11 protein-coding genes and 1 pseudogene are annotated in these 17,201 nt (G+C 59.6%); 1 reads left to right on the top strand and 11 read right to left on the bottom strand.

Features of this window, described 5'->3' with window-relative positions; genetic code table 11:
- Positions 1-47 precede the first annotated feature (47 nt).
- Positions 48-548 (bottom strand): lecithin retinol acyltransferase family protein, encoded by a 501-nt coding sequence (locus QQS38_RS19225; RefSeq protein WP_479646949.1) that lies wholly within the window; start codon positions 546-548, stop codon positions 48-50.
- Between the two features lie 410 nt (positions 549-958).
- Positions 959-1,984 carry a LysR family transcriptional regulator gene (locus QQS38_RS19230; protein WP_479646950.1) on the bottom strand — a complete coding sequence of 342 codons (1,026 nt, stop codon included), beginning with the start codon at positions 1,982-1,984 and terminating at the stop codon, positions 959-961.
- Positions 1,985-2,448: 464 nt separating this feature from the next.
- Here QQS38_RS19230 and QQS38_RS19235 point away from each other — a divergent pair, with 464 nt between their 5' ends.
- Entirely contained in the window at positions 2,449-2,949 is a 501-nt protein-coding gene (locus QQS38_RS19235) for an Ohr family peroxiredoxin (protein ID WP_479646951.1), read from the top strand.
- 123 nt (positions 2,950-3,072) lie between these two features.
- On the opposite strand, the gene QQS38_RS19240 is transcribed toward QQS38_RS19235, so the two are convergent.
- From QQS38_RS19240 to QQS38_RS19280, 9 genes and pseudogenes are all read right to left on the bottom strand, one after another.
- Positions 3,073-4,281, bottom strand: coding sequence for an NAD(P)/FAD-dependent oxidoreductase (locus QQS38_RS19240; protein WP_479646952.1), 1,209 nt, complete (start codon positions 4,279-4,281; stop codon positions 3,073-3,075).
- Positions 4,282-4,386: 105 nt separating this feature from the next.
- Positions 4,387-4,799, bottom strand: a pseudogene (locus tag QQS38_RS19245) (cupin domain-containing protein).
- A 66-nt stretch (positions 4,800-4,865) separates the two neighbouring features.
- Positions 4,866-5,345, bottom strand: coding sequence for a carboxymuconolactone decarboxylase family protein (locus QQS38_RS19250; protein WP_479646953.1), 480 nt, complete (start codon positions 5,343-5,345; stop codon positions 4,866-4,868).
- Between the two features lie 222 nt (positions 5,346-5,567).
- A complete protein-coding gene (locus tag QQS38_RS19255; protein WP_479646954.1) occupies positions 5,568-6,092 on the bottom strand; it encodes a GNAT family N-acetyltransferase in 525 nt (174 codons plus the stop codon).
- A gap of 163 nt (positions 6,093-6,255) precedes the next feature.
- Entirely contained in the window at positions 6,256-8,400 is a 2,145-nt protein-coding gene (locus QQS38_RS19260) for an ATP-binding protein (RefSeq protein WP_479646955.1), read from the bottom strand.
- A gap of 795 nt (positions 8,401-9,195) precedes the next feature.
- A complete protein-coding gene (locus QQS38_RS19265; protein WP_479646956.1) occupies positions 9,196-11,883 on the bottom strand; it encodes an autotransporter outer membrane beta-barrel domain-containing protein in 2,688 nt (895 codons plus the stop codon).
- Positions 11,880-12,986 carry a hypothetical protein gene (locus tag QQS38_RS19270; RefSeq protein ID WP_479646957.1) on the bottom strand — a complete coding sequence of 369 codons (1,107 nt, stop codon included), beginning with the start codon at positions 12,984-12,986 and terminating at the stop codon, positions 11,880-11,882. Before QQS38_RS19270 ends, QQS38_RS19265 begins: the two co-directional genes overlap by 4 nt.
- Positions 12,979-14,157, bottom strand: a complete 1,179-nt coding sequence (locus QQS38_RS19275) for a hypothetical protein (RefSeq protein ID WP_479646958.1) — start codon at positions 14,155-14,157, stop codon at positions 12,979-12,981. The genes QQS38_RS19270 and QQS38_RS19275 overlap by 8 nt, the downstream gene beginning before the upstream one ends.
- Positions 14,154-17,195 carry a baseplate J/gp47 family protein gene (locus QQS38_RS19280; protein WP_479646959.1) on the bottom strand — a complete coding sequence of 1,014 codons (3,042 nt, stop codon included), beginning with the start codon at positions 17,193-17,195 and terminating at the stop codon, positions 14,154-14,156. Before QQS38_RS19280 ends, QQS38_RS19275 begins: the two co-directional genes overlap by 4 nt.
- Positions 17,196-17,201: the final 6 nt, after the last annotated feature.

A 17,201-nucleotide genomic window follows, 5' to 3' on the forward strand; every position in this document is an offset into this window, starting at 1 on the left:
TGGTGCGCATCCTTTGCCTTTGCGAGTTCGAAGACGCGCCGCGCAATCTAAACCGCGAGCGCCTCGATACGCCGGCTGCGGCCGATCACGAAGGGGCTGCATTCGGCCTTTGAAAGCGCAAACAGGGTCTTGATACCGGCCCATGGATTCATTAGGCAGCGACGGACTTGTTCACTGCGTCCGACGCCCAGAAAGCACCATGTACAGAAGTGTTCGCAGTTATTGGTCAGCAGTCGATACCGATCTTCGCCGAGGCGCGACCTGGCTCGTTCCACGGCATCGAATCCCGTATAAATGGCATCGGGCTCCGACTGAACTCTTATTCGTTTTCCGGCTGCAAATCCTCGCAGCGAAATATATTCAATCGGACGTCGTTTGGCCGAATGATGAAATCCGCCATAGTGAATGACCCGCCCCCTTCCCACATAAATTCCGTGGTGGGTATAGCCATCACGTTCACTCACGAGATGGGCGCCCACTGCAACGGCGGGTTCCGTTCCGGTCGACGCCGGCGAGATCGCAAACCATTCGATATACGGAGTTTCCATCACGAACTGCCAATGTCATACCCACGACGCGTTAAGCATCGCTCGCGGGCCTCATGTATAAATACGCCGAAGAGCCAATTCGCGACCAACGACCGAGTTGATTCAGCCGCTCAGTCATATCGATCGCTAGTTCCATGCTGCAATGGTAGGCGCCGAGCCCTCGCGTCGGTAGATACGCGGCAGACCACTCACTGTTGCCGTGTCGACACCAATGGATGGCGCCAAGATCACGCCTCGAGATCAGCCGAGCTCGGCGACCGCCGGTCCCGGACTGCCCAGCGACGACTTGCCAGCGTCGCGCCGTCTTTCGATCGATGAAATCGCCTCATGCACGAGGTCGGAGAAGCGGCGCACGCCTACAACGGCGCCAACAACGAGATCGCTTCGGTCGTGCGTCTACGTGAAGAGCGTCACACCTGGTGCTCGATTTCCGAGGGTTCCGGATTGAATTCGCCCAGGCAAAGCGGGTTGAGCGCCCGAATTTCGTCCGTCATGAAATCGACGAACACGCGAATGCGCGACGGCAAGTTCTGTCGACAGAGATAGCAGATGTAATGACCGCGGTCGTCCGGCACATACCGCCTCAAGGCCATGACCAGATCATTGCGTGCGATGTGATCGCGTATCTGATAGCCAGGCATTTGGGCAATGCCGCGACCTTCCAAGACTGCTTGCAAGACCAGGTCGGGATCATTGAAAGTCAGTCTGCCGGTGGGCAAGTACTTTCGCATACGGCCGTCGACCTTGAAATCCCACTCGAAGACGCGGCCGTTGAATCTCAAGTTGATACAGTCGTGCTGCTCCAGCTCCTCCAACACGGAGGGTAATCCCCGCGCCTCGGCATAGCCACGGGACGCGCACAGTATCATCTGCATTGGAATCAACTGTTTCGCGATGATGCTGGAGTCCTCGATGCATCCATCGCGAAACGCGACATCGATCTGTTCAGCGGCAAAATCGGCTGCCCTGTCGTCCAGCAGCAGGTCGACCGCGATCTCGGGGTAGGCCTCGGAGAACTTCAGAAGCAGCGGCGCGACCACCTTACGTCCAAATCCTACGGTCGAGCAGACCCGAAGGAAGCCGCGAGGCGGGCCCTGGCGCAGGTCCAGCATGTCGTTCATTGCCTCGACGATTTGGGTCACGCCCTGGTTGCAGTTGTCGAAGAACCTTTCGCCTTCGTGCGTCAGACTGGTCGACCGTGTCGTTCGGAGAAACAGGCGAGTGCTGAGCTGCGTTTCGAGCTTCTGGACATTTCGACAGACTGCAGAGCGCCCCACCCCCAATCGTTGCGCCGCTTTGGCGAAGCTTCCTTCGGTCGCGACCGCCATGAACGCGATGATCCCCGCGTAACTCGTGGCGAAACAGGTAGACAACGCGTCAGCGCTATTTGGCAAGCCGACGCGAAAGTTTCGCTGCGGTATGTCCGATTGATCCATTGATGGCCCCACTGGTGGCACATGAACGTGTGAGCCGTTTTGGGTGCGGCCCAGGGGCGCGCGCGGCGCCGCCCACTGCAAAATACGAGATCCGGTCTTTGGGCAGTGTAGCACTCGACCGTTCAAAGATATCTGGTGTGTGCCGATCGTCTCGTCAGCACGGTTTCATCCGATCATTCGGATTGGCGCGCAATTGGAAACACTATGCGTCCCGGAACGGCTCTATCGTTCGCAAGCTGCGCTGATTTACGATGGAGGCGGGTTTGCCCCGCTGACCGGATCCTGACGGGCCACCAACGGTGGATCACCGCACTCCCCATCCGATCGCTCGTTCCATGTATTTATTCCGTTACTTCTTCTGCCGCGTCACGAAAGCAAAATGCAAGAAAAATGCAAGCCTGTAATGTGCGCGAACGGTCGCTAGCTTAGCTGGAAACGCGCCTCATTGAACTCGAGAATGCCTCATGAACGACAAGAAACTGCAAGCTCCCCCGCTTTCCCTGCTCGATAGGTATCGCGGCCGGGATTTTCAACCGCTCTATACGACGACAGTCACCGTTTCCGGGGGCGAGACGGGTCACGGCCGCGCATCCGGAGTCGCGCGCTCAGATGACGGAAACCTCATCGTGCAATTGCGGCTGCCCACGGAGCTCGGCGGGCCCGGTGGCGGGACCAATCCCGAGCAGTTGTTCGCAGCGGGCTTTGCCTCATGCTTCCACGGGGCGTTGAACTTGCTCGGGAAACGCGCCGCAATGGATATCAGCGATACGGTCGTGGCAGTGCAGGTTTCGTTTGGCCGCGATCCCATGGACGGAGGCTACGCATTGGTCATCGATCTTCGCGTCCAGATGCCGGGCGTCGACCGCTCCGTGGCGGAGGAGATGGTTCGGACTGCCGAGCGCTTGTGCCCGTATGCAAAGATGGCTCGACAAGGGACCGTCAACATCGTGACCGTTGTCGACTGACTAAACACCCCTGCGGCGGCAGCAGCGTGTGATCGTCCGCTGAAGACGTTCATCGCTACCTGCGCCGAACCGGGGTAATTTAGTTCGCCCCGCTCACCGCACAGATCATGCGGGGCAGACAGCCTAGCTGCCGGAAGGCAGCGGGTTACCTGCTGCCAGAGCCTCGGCGCGATTGGGCGCCGGAGGGTAAATCCACTGCGTGTTGATCAGCTGCTTCCGAGCTTTTCCTTCCGCGTGCGTGAGTTTGATCTGCCGGTCCCAGCCTTCGGAGTAAACAGCGCCCCAATCGCCGAGATCGAGGCAAGTCGCGTAGAAGGGCTGCCTATATTCCAGCGTCGGGACGCCGATCAGATCCGCCGCGACGTTGTGGCCGCCGAATTGACCCATCACGATAGCGTGTTGACAGGACATCAATGCGTAGCGCCCGTCATCGTCGCAGCGAGCGCGTGCCACGTCACCCGCCACGAACACATTAGGCGCTTCCGCCACGCGAAGATCAGGTGTCACTTCGATGCGTCCAAGCGGGTCCAGCCGTGAGGAAACTTGCGCCGTCAGCGAGCTGGCGCGCATGCCACCCGCCCAGATCACGGTTCTCGCATTTATCCTGATACCCGACTCGGTGCGGATCCCGTCCGCATCGACGGACACGACCCGAGACCCCAGCACGGCTTCCACACCTAGCGCGTCGAAGGCTTCGGATACATACGGCCGAGGATTGCGACCTAGATCGGGACCGATCTCGTCCTGAGAGCCGATCACGACGACGCGAATCGCGGCGTCGGGGCCGAACAACGTGCGCATTCGCTTCGGCAATTCAGTGGCGACCTCGATACCCGTAAAGCCGCACCCCACCACCGCGACCGTATTGCGCTCCGGTGAATCGGGCAGGTTCGCGAGCGCTGCGAAATGACGATCGAGCGCTGTCGCATCGTCGATGCAATCGACAGAGAAAGCATGCTCCATCAACCCGGGGACCGGCGGCCTGCTCAATTTGCTGCCACTCGTCAATAACAACCGGTCATACGCGAGCGAACGCTCGAGCCCGTCGGTGGACACGACGCGCAGTGTGTTGTCGCGAACCGAGATCGTGTCGACACGGCCCTCGACGAACTTCACGCCAACGGCGTCGAGCAGGGGCTGCAGCGGCGCGGCCATTCGCTGCGGCTCGCTCTCGTACAGCCGCGGCCGGATTTGCAATTCCGGTTTCGGGGAGATCAACGTGATTTCAACGTCACTGTTTCTCACGCCCGCACCATCGAGCACGCGAGCTGCGCCCAATGCGCCCCATACTCCGGCAAAGCCGGCGCCCACTATCAAGATTTTCTGCGACATGATTGTTGCCCTCAGGTGGAAAATGACGAACTCGGCGGCGGGCGCTGGACTCATAGCATCTGGCGCTTCACCCCGATAACCCAACGCGTTGCCGCAAGAGCATGGCTACTTCTCGGGCACGAGCACAGGAGCGCCCTTGTCCTTCAGAAGAAGCACGATGAACTTTGCAGGTTGGGTTTGGCTCGCGTTGCGCCCGACTGTATGCACATCGTTCGGACCTTCATAAAAGGTCTGTCCAGGCGTTAGCGTGACTTCCTTGCCGCCCTTGACCTGCATCACGATCGACCCCTCCAACACATAGATGAAGCCGTGCGCGTGATGCCGATGAACGGGATCGACAGAACCCGGCGGATAGGTCACCGCGATCATCAGCGCTTCCTTGCCGGGATAATCGTCAAGCGGCTTTTTGATCAGCGGAGTCACGACGGCTTCGGGCGCCGCCGCCCGCGCCACGCCACGCCGATCAGTGCACCCGCGACGACGAGCATTGCGCTTGCGGTGTTCTTCAGTCGAAACATGGTGTGCCTTCCAATGGCGCGGCCTGCACGCCAGGGACGAAGATGAAGACGGATGAACTCAATGGCTCAGGCCAGGTTCGCCTTGTCGAGGCCGAATGCTTTATCGGCTGAACCGGGCACGGTCCTGCACGCGATGTTCGCGCGATTCCAGGCGTTGATGGCCATGACTTCGTACGTCAGATCCGACAGTTCCTTCTCCGAGAACTGCGTACGGACATGCTCGTAGATATCATCCGGCACGCCATGCTCGGCGAGTTTGGTCAATGCTTCGGCCCATGCGAGCGCGGCGCGCTCACGCGGCGCGAAGAGAGGCGATTCGCGCCAGATCGCGAGATGATGGAGACGCAGTTCGCGCTCGCCGTGCAAGCGCGCTTCCTTGACGTGCATGTCGACGCAAAATCCGCAGCCATTGATTTGCGAAGCTCGAATCGACACGAGATCGCGGATCGATTCTTCGATGGCGCTCTCCTTCAATTGATTGCTGAAGTCGAGAAGCTTCTTGAAAAGCTGCGGCGATTGCTGAATGTAGTTGAAACGCTGGCTCATGATTTCTCCTGGCTACGACGGTGAACACCCGCGTTCGACGGGTGCCGCTAGCGGCGATGCACCGCACGAAGTCATCGTAGTCCGACGCCGCGAAGCGCGGTAGACGCGCCAACGGGATCACGGTGTTGCCCTTACGACACCAATCGAGAGCACGCGAGCCCGGGCGGGCTGGAGAAATATCGGGTTCTGGTTTGGCCTCTGCTCGCAAGCGTTGCTTCGCGTCTAGCTACCGCGGAGGTCTTCGCGCATCAGACGATAGCGTTCGTATCGCCGGCCGTCGCTGGAATCGTGGCCTACCCAGTTCATTCCGAGCTTTTCCGCCACACGCAGCGAGGCATGGTTGTCAGCGGCAATATCGGCGATAACGCGTGGCAGCCGCACCGTGCCGAACGCGTGGGCCACGAGCGCGCTTGCCGCTTCGACCGCGAGGCCTCGTCCCCACGCCGAACGAACCAGGCGCCAGCCGATCTCGACGTCGGGGCCCCTTCCGTGGTCGGGGATCAACAATACCCATCCGATGAATCGATCGGGATCGGTGCGTTCGCGGATGCTCCAATAGCCGAGGCCGGGCGGGTATCGACGTGTGATGCGGTATTCAACGAATTGCCTGTGCGCGACCGGGTCATGCCAAGGCCCGGCGATATAGCGGGTAACGTCTGGATCGCGATCCATTTCCAGGCAGGCTTCGAGATCGTCGAGCGTGCGCTCGCGGATCAATAGGCGGGCGGTATCGAGTGCTGGCAGCATGGGCAGAAGGCTCGCGCGGCGGAAATGCGATTATGCCGCAGCCAAGGTGGAACGAGGGACCGGCAGGCAGACGCGGACGCTGGTTCAATGTTTCGATGCGTTCATCATCTTCGATGAACAAGCCGCATTCTCGGACACGAAGGCACGGCCAAGCATCGAACGCTTACATGAAATCGGCCTCCGAAAACAACTTCCCGAGCTTTTCATATTCGCGTCCAACCGATTTCACCAGGTGCTTCATTTTGACCGCCGAGCCCTCCTGCGCGGCAAGGAACGTTGCGCTGAGGGCCGCGTTGCGGATGTAGCCCCCCGATAGCGCCGCCTTGTCGGCCAGCACCTCGAGATCGACATCGTCGTGCAATCGCACCCGCTGCGGAAAAATCTGCCGCCACAAGTGCAGCCGCTCCTCGCTCGTCGGCGACGGAAACTCGATTACGAACCCAAAGCGCCGCAAGAAGGCCTTATCGATGTTGCCCATCAAATTCGTCGATAGGATCACGAGGCCCTGATAGGACTCGATTCTTTGCAATAGAAAGCCCACTTGCAAGTTCGCGAAGCGGTCGTGCGAATCCTTCGCATCGGTTCGCTTGCTGAAGAGCCCTTCCGCTTCGTCGAAGTGCAGCACGACGTTCATCAACTGCGCGCGCTCGAACAACTGCGCGATGTTGCGCTCCGTCTCGCCGATATATTTGCTGAGCACCGTGGAGAGGTCGACGCGATACAACGGTAGAGAGAGCTCATTGGCGAGAATCGACGAGGCCATCGTCTTGCCCGTTCCCGGCGATCCATAGAAGAGCACGCATAAATTCTTGACGGCTGGATGTTTAGCCGCGAAACCGAGTTCGTCGATCACGTATGCGCGATGCCGCATTTGACCAAGCACTTCTTGGAGCAATGCGACGGTCTTCGGGGGCGCGACGAGATCGCTTAGCCGATAAGGCGCATCCACGCGTTTGGCCACGCCGATCGGCTGGTCCTGCGCCTCGGTGCGGCAGACGTCCCACAGCATCGGCTCGATCTTTTCGTCGCCGGCTAAGGCATGCCGCCCCGCCAGCGTATCGATCACCGCGGCGATACGCGCTTCCGTGAACGTGTAGGCGTCTGCTACCGCGGTCAACAGACGATCGTCGAGCGGCAGATCGTAGTAATCCGCATGCTTGTCCCAGGCACGCTTGCGCAAATCGGGCGTAGGCGGCGGCACGCACACCTGGAACAACCGCACCCCTTGCTGGCGAGAGCCCGCAACGGTATCGGCGAGCCGCCTGGAGGGGCCGTTGAGGATCACCACATACGTGGCGGCCTGAAGCAGCGACTGAATCGTGCTGTCGAAAAGATCGATGTGTTCGCGCTCTTCGTTGCCAACTAACGCATCGGTATCGCTGAGCATGAGCACCTGCGTGCAGAGCGCGGCGTCTCGACATGCTATGCGTAATTGCTGCTGCAACGTCGAAAGACGGTGATCGGCGCTTTGATAGGCCCATCGAATATGTCGCGCATCCAAGCGCGCCAAGCCGTAGCCCATACTCGAAAATGCCGCGGCAGCAAGCGCACCGGCGAGCGTCGTATCGTCGGCCTCGATTTGAAGCACGACGGCGCCGAATCGCCCATTCGGCGCACAGCACATGTCCACGAAGCGTTGGAGTTGACGCTTGATGTTTTCGCCGACGATGAGTTCCGTGACCGATTCCTCGGCGATCACATCGACCGCCGTGTGATCGCCAATTCGAGGTTGCGGGGCGGCAAGGCCAAGCAAGTACGCGGTGAGCGCGGGTGCTAAACGATACGCGCCTTCTAGCGTCGAGACGTTGACGTCGACGAGCTCGATCAGTTGATGCACACATAGCGGACTATCGGCGAATAGGCAGCCTCGGATGTCGCCCAGGAGACAGGTAACGGTTCTGAGCGAGGCAGGCGCGCCCGCGGCTGTTGTCGAGCGCGTACGATCGTTGATACCGTCGGATTCCTGCAACGCGCGAGCCAGCATCGAGAACGCGTCGTTTATCGAGCGATCGGCCTCGAGCATCAATGCGAGCGACAACAGTTGCACGTCACGCGCATCGAGCTGAAACACGAGCGCGACGTGCGCTAGCGGGACGAAAATCTGGGATTTGACGGTGGCTGCCATGCGGGCGGCGATGGCGCGCCAGGTGTGGGAGGCTTGGTGGGACGCTGTAAGCGGGCAATCCGTCCCGGCGCGATCTGCTGTCGAGAGCAGCGATTCGACGAAGCGGCGTAGGTCGGCGAGCAAATCGGGATTGTCGGCGTAGGGGGCGGCCGACTCGGCAAGTGACGCGCCTGTCGTTGTCATGGTGCGCCTGGATGGAAAGAAGTGGTGAGGAAAGTCTGTTATCTGCCACGAGCAATAGCGGAATCAATACTACTGCCTGCTAAGACAGCGTCAACTCCGCCCTGTGCTTGGTGATTGCATGACATTTCGACTGCTGGCCGAGATCTCAATAGTTAGTCATTGACGCCGGTTCGAGGCTACCGATTGCGATTCCAGCGGATTTGGGCTTTCCGGGCTTTCCCCTGCGGTCGACTGCGAGCCCATCAATCGAACTTCGTCAGGGAGTGCTTGACGCATCTCCGTGATCAACCGCACGCATCGGTCACAGGTAGATGTTGACCATAAGAAGATCGGGTCTTCCGACCCAACAAGGACTCGTGCATGGATTGCCGCCAACGTCAGCGAATACTATAGGCCCTGAGACCATAGCGGCCCATCCGCCATATCTTTTGCTGTCAAAAGTCCCGTACCGGATCAGCCAAGGGACGTTGTAACGATGGTTACCCCCGACCGGAATGTAACGATCGGAAGCTTGCCAACTTATGACCTTGGGGCCTCCGTCGCAATGGCCAACGCCGTCATTGTCCTCCAGCGCGACAAGACGCGTCCCTCCCGCTTGAATGTTGATTGCCCCCGGGCCCCAAGTATTCCAGCAAGAGCAAACGCGCAAAACAGCGGTCTCATTTGGTCTAGTCAGCGTTATCGAATGCTTCGTTTGATTGTGAAACGTTATGAAGTGCTGGATAGACATCGCGATCTCTTCCTGTGCTTTTGATTTCCGAAAAATCGACGTACCCCGCCATACCGTTGCACGCACTACATATTTGGAAATACCCCGGTTCCAAACGGGATCCAAGTGACCGTCACTCCAACCGTGGCAGCGGAACCCGCCTTCAGGACTGCGGTGAACGTGCAATGACTTCCCTTTTGCACCGGAACCGAGGTACTTCCGCCCGCCCGACCGACCGTCGTGGCCACAAACGCACCCGCGTACACCGAGTATGAATCGCCTCGCACGGCTCGAACTTCGACGTTAATGCCGCCAGAGCTGCCAAAGTGCAAGCTTTCTGGATCGACAGACACGACAAAGAATCCATCCGTCCGCGTGGTGCCCTCGAGAAATGGGTTGCTTCCAAAGTTAATGGATGAGTTCGTGAAATTTTTTGTCTCGCCAAATATATTTATCGATCCGTCTGTATTAATCAAAAAATCACCACTCTCCACCGAAAACGCCCCTCCAACAGTAATCGCTCCGTTAGAATTCACGTTTCCCGTCGGCGTAACCGTAAAATTCGGGTTGCCCGTCGGCCCAACGGAAAGCGTTCCAATCATTGAAAGGTTGCCATCGTCCGTTGCCGACCAAACAATATCGCCTTGCGCATTGTGCCGATTAACCGTGATGGCATCGGTAGTCATTGCCCCATTCACATGCAAATTCCCGTGAACAAGAAGATCATTGTCAGCGACCGTATTGCCGTTTGTCACGAAGAGTGGGCCGTCAATCGTAAGCGGCCCTTGAAGAATCGGAATGTTGCCGCCTATCGTCCCGTTAACATGCAAGTTCCCATCTATGGTTGCGTTTGCCGAAACCTCCAGGTTGCCGCCCACTTTTAGCGTCGGCACCAGCCCACCTGGCCCCCCGGGGCTCACTCCTCTGATTGTCTTGTCTATCACCAAGTCGCTCGTCACCTCGACCGGGCCGCCCACGGTGTACGGGCCTATTTTGTCCGTATCGATTTCCGACCCAACCTTGAGCGTCCCCGTCGAGCTGACATTCAAGTCGGAGGTCACCTCCAGGCTCCCTAACCGGCTCGGGCCGCCCACATCGAGCGCATACGAATCAGCGACGGTCGGGACATTGATCGAAACGGTTTGGCGAGGCGTGTGGCCCGACCCGTTATCCGTCACAGTCAGCCCTTGATATGACGGACTCTGCGTACCGCCCACATTTAAGAGTTCGGCCGAGTGGGTCGCATCGAGTGGCCACCGGGAGAGCTGACACGTGCCTCTTACCTCTAACGCGTTGGATCCGTCCAAACTGGCGCCATCGACGTTAATGCCCACGGTGTTGGGCATCTGGCCGCCACTGCCGTTCTCCGCGACTGCTAGCGCCGGCGGTGGCGCGCCAACGGGCGGATCAGGCACGCCCCCCGCGACCAACAGCACCGACTGCGTGCCTGAAAACGCCGACAACTTCGGTCCCCCGAGCACGGCGGCGTCGGCGCCCCCGGTCAACATGTTGACGACCGTCATCTGCGTATCGCTATCGATGCTTTGCACGCGCAGGCACTTGGGGTAGTCCTCCACCGAAGCATCGAGAATAAGGGTGTCGCCCTCCGCTAGACCTTGGAACGTAGCGCCGATGCAAGTCACAGTAGTATCGTTGGCAACGACCTTGCCCGGCCCGGGACTCTTAGCGCCCGCACCACGCTGCGTGCTATATGCACTTGGCCCCAGGTCGATATGAAACCTTTTATCAATCTCCACTTCGGTTGGCGACGTCAAATGCACGATGGTCGCCGTCTGCTCCGGCGCGTAATCGTAAGTGATGACGTCGCCTGCCTTCAGTTCGCTCAGAAACTTCGTTTGATATCCGCGCAACGTATGCCCGTCAGGATCTAGCGATATCAACCCTGTCGCGACCTTAGGATGGACGTTTTCCCTTCTTATCGTCAAAACCGCGGCCGAGGCATTCTGATCACCGATCGCTACATGCCCTGCCTCGTAATAAATATCGTCGCCATTCGGCTGCCAGGCGCTCGTGGTTGGAGGCAGCGTGAGCAGCCTGCCATCGCCCGTGAAGGTGCCGCTGAAATTGCCAATAAAGTTACCGGTCGCCGATGTTACGTTTGGTGCGGTGACAGCGCCGTTCAAGTCGATCTTTGGCGCCGTCAACACAAGCGTTTCTTGATCCAACACGATGCGCCCCGTCGCTCCACCAGGCCCATTGCCCTCGTCGACAAAATCGATCGACCGAAGGGTCGCGCCTATATGACGTCGCGAGTAGTAATCGCCGTTGTTCCGAGGGTCGGTGTAGTTGTACTTAACGCTCGAGATGTTGGTCCCGTCGGAGGACATAACGATCGCCAGCAGAATGTCTCCTCCGTCGGGATCGAACGTCCCCCTGCACGCGATCTTCGGGTTTTGGGTCCAGCGCTTATATCCCTGCCCGTAGGGCTCGTTCTGCTGATCGGTTTGGTCTTCATGAAAGAAGATCGTCAGAAAATTAGCCCCGGTTTGAAGCGGTGGGGTGAAGGGCGTGGTCTGAGTAGCGAGAAAAATCAGACGCCCTTGAATGTCAAGCGCCTTGCCCGCATCCACCGTCAGTTGATTGCCGGTATGCGACCAGCTAACATCGAGCCCTTCCACGATCCCGGGCGAGAACACGCCCTCGTTCAAAAGCTCCCGCGCTTGCGTGTGATAGCTCTGCTCATCCTCGAAATCCGCCGTAAGCAGTGCTTCGCCGCTGAAGTAATTGACGCGCGCAATCGGAGTGTCACTCATTTGGCATCCTCAAAATCGGCCCACGCGTCGGAGCGGTTCAGAAACCCATGACCCGGTGCACTTGACGAAGAGCTACTTGGTGCCTGCACATTCACGGTGAAGTTCACGGCATACGTCGTGAGCGCGGGTCTCGCCGGATCGAGCGCTGAGCGCACCAAACGGAAGTACGCTTGCGCCGCGCGCGCTTGATCGCTCGACGAAACGCTGGCGGTCGCGGATAGCGTTATATCGACCTCAAAGCGCCACGGCACATACGCCACGACGGTCGTATCGTCCACGCCGGCCGGCGTGCCTGTGGTGTCTCTATCGATCGTCGGCCCCACGACATCCGAGATGATGACGGCCCGCGCCGGGTCGGCGGAGTACGAGTCGCAAACACGAAAGGCTGGCGGCGTGCCTGGATCCTCGTCGAACACGACGATCGTGGGCCTGAAGCAATCGTCAACCGTCGCGGTACTAAGCGTCACACCGTCGATCGCCACTGGACGCGCAAGCAAGTGTGCGTTGAGCAGCCACATCATCCCCATCGGTGTGCCCCGAGCACGCGCGAAAGGGAACGCTTGACCGATCAACGTCCGAACAGAGTCGATCGACCAGTTCTTGTCGACCTCTAATCCGATCGTCCCGCCTAGCCACGACAAAAACGACCGCGCCCATGCCTCCACCGGCGAGAGGCCATCCGCTTCGCCCGTGAACTCCGGTAAGCCGAAATAGTTAGCCAGCGCATTGAAGAGCGCCGTTTGGTCGTCGGGGTCGTCATCTCCCGACAAAGGCGGCATGAACACAGACGGATCACTGTTTTGATCACCGCTCGGAAACAGGAAACTCCAACGCGGATAAAACAGATTACCGATAAGGGAAGCGTCGAGCAGCTGCCGTATGCCCGCGCGGTTGGCGACCGAGAGGTCGAGATTAGGGTTGGCGAGCGCCAGGTCCCCGCCGTCTCCGATACCCGACAGCAGCTTCTCGAATACCTTGAGATACAACGCCAAGAACGGCAGATCGCCAGATCCATTCGAATCGGAGTAGATCCCCGGCAGATAGCGCAGATAGCTCGATGGCACAGTATCGAGCGTGCTCGTGCCGTCGCTTTCGCTAGTCATCGTCAGCCTCCAGCGCCGTTACGCAAGCCGAATACAGCCGCGGCAGACCACTCTCGATCACGCTCGGGGGATGGGGGAAGCGAGGCGACGGCATCTGTCCCGCTACCGATGGATGACGGGTGCCAGGCTTCGTCACCTCGCCGCCCATCTGTAGCGCCGGACGGCGAAACAACGAAATCGCGGGACCCACCGTTTGAACAGTCATCGCTTCGATCCGATCAATGCCGGGCACGGCAGCGATCAGCGGCGTCAGTGTCGTCCCGTCGATTCGCGCGCCGTATGCCCACTGACGCCCGCCGTCCAAGCGAAGCGGCTGCACTGCTTGTTCGAGCGCCACCAGGACGGAGCCCGCGACCTCGCCCGCACGCTCGCGGGCAAAGCAGCGCACCTGACAGCGCACGTCGAGATAAACCAGATGAGCGTGGTGGATCGAGAGCATGCCGCCCAGTAGCGTGCGAGCCCCTAAGTACTGCTGGACGCTGTCGAGCAGCGTCGCTTCGGCCGCGGCCGTGTCGTCCTCGAGCGCCGTCGTAAGGGAAACGGCGAACGTTCCATTTCCGTCGCTAGCTGGCGTCGAGTACGTATAGCCCGCGTCATTCACCAGAAAGAGATCGGACGCATCGCCGCGTTGCTTCAAACACAAACGGGCGACGTGCAGCATTGCGTCGCCTGGTTGCGCTTGTGCATCGATGAACGCACTAACTTCCGCGGTCAGCGCCGACAAGTCATTGGGCGTGATCGCGAGATACGGCGCGCGACGATACGTGACAACGGCTTGCTGCAGAGCCGTGTAGCCGAGCTTCGCACCCATTTCCATGTCTACGAGGGTTTCCTTGAGCGCCTCGTAAGCAGGATCTTGCGAATTGTTGTCCGCATAGGCCGCGTAGGGAAAAACCGTCCCGTAATCCTGCGCCTGCGATCCCGGCAACGCCACCGCGCTCGACAAACCCACCACCGAACGCAACATGTTTCGATAGGTCTCCAACGGTACGGCGTTAGCCGTAAAGGCCGTGCCTTCGCAAATCCACACGAGCATCTGCAGCAGTGTAATACCGGGGTCCGACGGGTTGTAATCGGTCCATCCGGGCGAATAACCGGGGATGCGGCGCGTGAGCTGATCCAGCACCTGCTGCGCCTGCATCACGTCCAGATTGGGAAGCTCGAAGGTCATGACGGCTGTGCCTCCGCAAAGCGCAGGTCGATCGTCCCCGCCGAAGGCGCTTCATAGGGCCGTAGCACGACATCGTCCGTCTGTCCGCCCAGCGCCAATGCCAACACTGCGGTCACCGACGATTGACAGTCTTGCAAAAACGAGCGCACTGACTGGTACCTCACCGCCTCGCCGATCGGCCAGCCCATCGAATCCGTCCCGCCTCGAGAGGGATGGAGGAACTGCGTCAATTGAGCTGTAATGGTCGCCTGCAGCGCACGCCATTGCGCTTTCGGTTCGTTGGTTTCCAGCAACACTGCAACGTCGATGCGCTTGAAAGATGGACGTCGCGCGCTTGTTCGAGCGCCTAACGCCGGCGTACTGCGATCGCGCACGTACGCCAAAACATCGTCTAGCATCGACATCGGCGTGAGCGGCTCCGGCTCATTCGATGCCGCTAGAACGACGAGTTCGAGCTGCGGCCAACCTATATCGTCTGGCGACGTGAGCGCCGGCACAGAAGAAAAAACGCCGTGCAGGGTCATCCCGCCCCCCCATGCGCGTTCGATTGCGCGCACTCGACGCACCCCCGCGTTTGCCAACGGCGCGAGGGCCTGTGCATCCGCAGCGCTCACGACACGATCGTTTGCGCGCACGCGTCCTGGGCCGCCAACCGTCAGATCGGTGACAACCTCAGCATCCGCGCCGCCGCGCGCCGCGATCGGGTTCGTCACCCGGGTAATGCCCGGCGTCGAACTGTACAAACTGGTGAGCGTGCCGGCGGCCAGATTCCCTCCCGAACCGCGCGTTATCGCGTAGCGTGTCGCGACAACGTTGCGGGTGCCCGGTGGGGGGATTTTTCCGTTTTTTCCGTCGCCGAAGAGGATCGCTCCAGCAAGGACATCCACGGTGAAGATGCGTTCGTTCGGGCCTCGCCCGACGAAACTATCCACGCGTGTCCACGGATACGTGATCGTTTGTTGCTGCGTTTGATTCACGCCAATCGCAGGAGAAACAGCGTTCGTTGGCTCTACGACCGATATCGCCACCGCGTACTGCGGGTCTTCGCTCATGGCAAGCAGCACCTGATCCGTTCCCGTCGGGGTCGTGGCGATCTGACCCAATACGAACCGCTGGTCTGGTTGACCGTTGCTGGAACCGAGCACTTCGTCGCGATAAGTCTCACGATTGCAACCGGTTACCGTATTCGGGTAAATGCCGCGCAATCGCAGCGCGCCGTTCTGGCGCGGGCATAGCACGCGAAACCAGCAAGCCGTTTGGGAGAAAAGGACACCACTTCGCATCCGCGCCGGCACATCGAAGCTGATGGTCCCGCTGCGTGCTAGCCCTGCTTCGTGCACCTCGATCGTGAGCGGCTTCCACCCAGCGATTGTTGCATCGAACCATTGCCACTGCCCAGCGTCGCTATAGCCGATATGCTCATCGTGCGCATCGACATCGCAGTACAGCGTCAATCGTTGGTCGAGGCCGTATGGAAGTAAACCCGACGCGTCAAAGGCCAAGTACAGCGAAGGACCCTCTTCCGCCAGCGGCTTATACGGTTCGATGCTGGGCGCGGGGAAAAGATCGCTTTTCGAATAAACCAGTTCTAGCTCAAAAGCGTTGTGAGTCCATACCGAGGCCGGCACACCGCCACTTTTGTATTCGATAGTCAGCGAGTACACGAACGGCGGATCGAATCCGTCCGCCGCGTTGCCGTAGTTGCCTTCGGCGATCCTTGCGCGAACCCAACAGCCCAAGCTTCCCGCCACGGTTACCGATGTAACAGGCGGGCAGAGGAAAGAAACCGTGCCGCTCTCGGTCAACCCGTTCGTTCCATCAAGGAACCGGTACGAATCGTCAACGGCTGCCAACGGGTACCAGCCCGCCCCGTTCCAATATTCCCATTCGAGTTGTATCGGGTATCTCTGAGTAATGGGGCGGATGTCGATTTGCATGCTGACCGGCGCACCCTGCGCCGAAAACGCAGCATCGCACCGAATATTGAAGCAGCCGTCTTGCGCCGGAACTTTTCCGAACGCATAAGCGCCGTTATTTAGATCGATAAGATACGCACCGGCGGCCGCTTGCTGAGGTGCAGTCGATAATGTGCCGAAATCACACCAGATCGAATCGATTCGCGGAAGGCCACCGTTCAAAGCGGGCACGATGCGCCGATCGGCACGGGGCGCGCATACGACCCAGTTAAGGGGCGTCGTTGTCCCAGCCTCGATGTACGGGTCCGTCATATCCAACTGACGGCCCGCGAGCGCAGAGATCGAAGCATGCAACGCCGTGACCGATTCGGCCGGCGCGGAGGGCATGACGGCGAATTCGATCCTGCACGTACGCTGATCGCGCGAACTCTCCACCGAGACGAGTAGCGGGTTCATCGCACCGTCATACCAGCGCAGAAAGTATTCTCGCGCGAGCCTCTCCCCGCTGAATATCAGCGTCATTCGACTCGCCCCCCTTGCCGGGTCGAACAGCGTCGGGTCGCCTAGCATCAGACAATGAGCGAAGGAGCGTTCGACCTCGCTCTCGTCTGCGTCGTTATCCGGAAACGCCGGTGCCGAATTGCCGGCTTGCCACAACGATTGAAGGTCCCAATAGCGATCCAACCTCGGCACTACAGTTAGCACAGCGCTAAGGGTCGCGGGCAACACCTGCAGGTCGACATTGGTCTCGAAACGCACGCCCTGTGCGGAAGGCGCGCTGACGGTCGTGCCTTTCGGTAACACGACAGCCGCACGCTTTTGCGCGAGCGAAAATTGAATCGGCGCCGATGCGCACACCGCGGGCCGCAGCGTCATATCCAAAAGGCGATATAAGGCGAGCTGACGCTGCGCTGGTATGGCGTTTAGCACGCTTGCCAAGTCCTGCCCCAATAGCGAAAACAACTCGAGCAAGACCAAACCCGGATCTTGCGCGACGGCGGTGGGTGTCACGCCGTCATCGTCCTCTGGCAGCGCCCATTGCGGGCAATACAGACGCGCAAGCGCCAGTGCATCGCTAAAGAACGTCGCAGCCGTGCGGAGATCGAAAATCGGAACGCTCATGCGCGG

This window comes from Trinickia sp. Z7 (assembly GCF_056498045.1).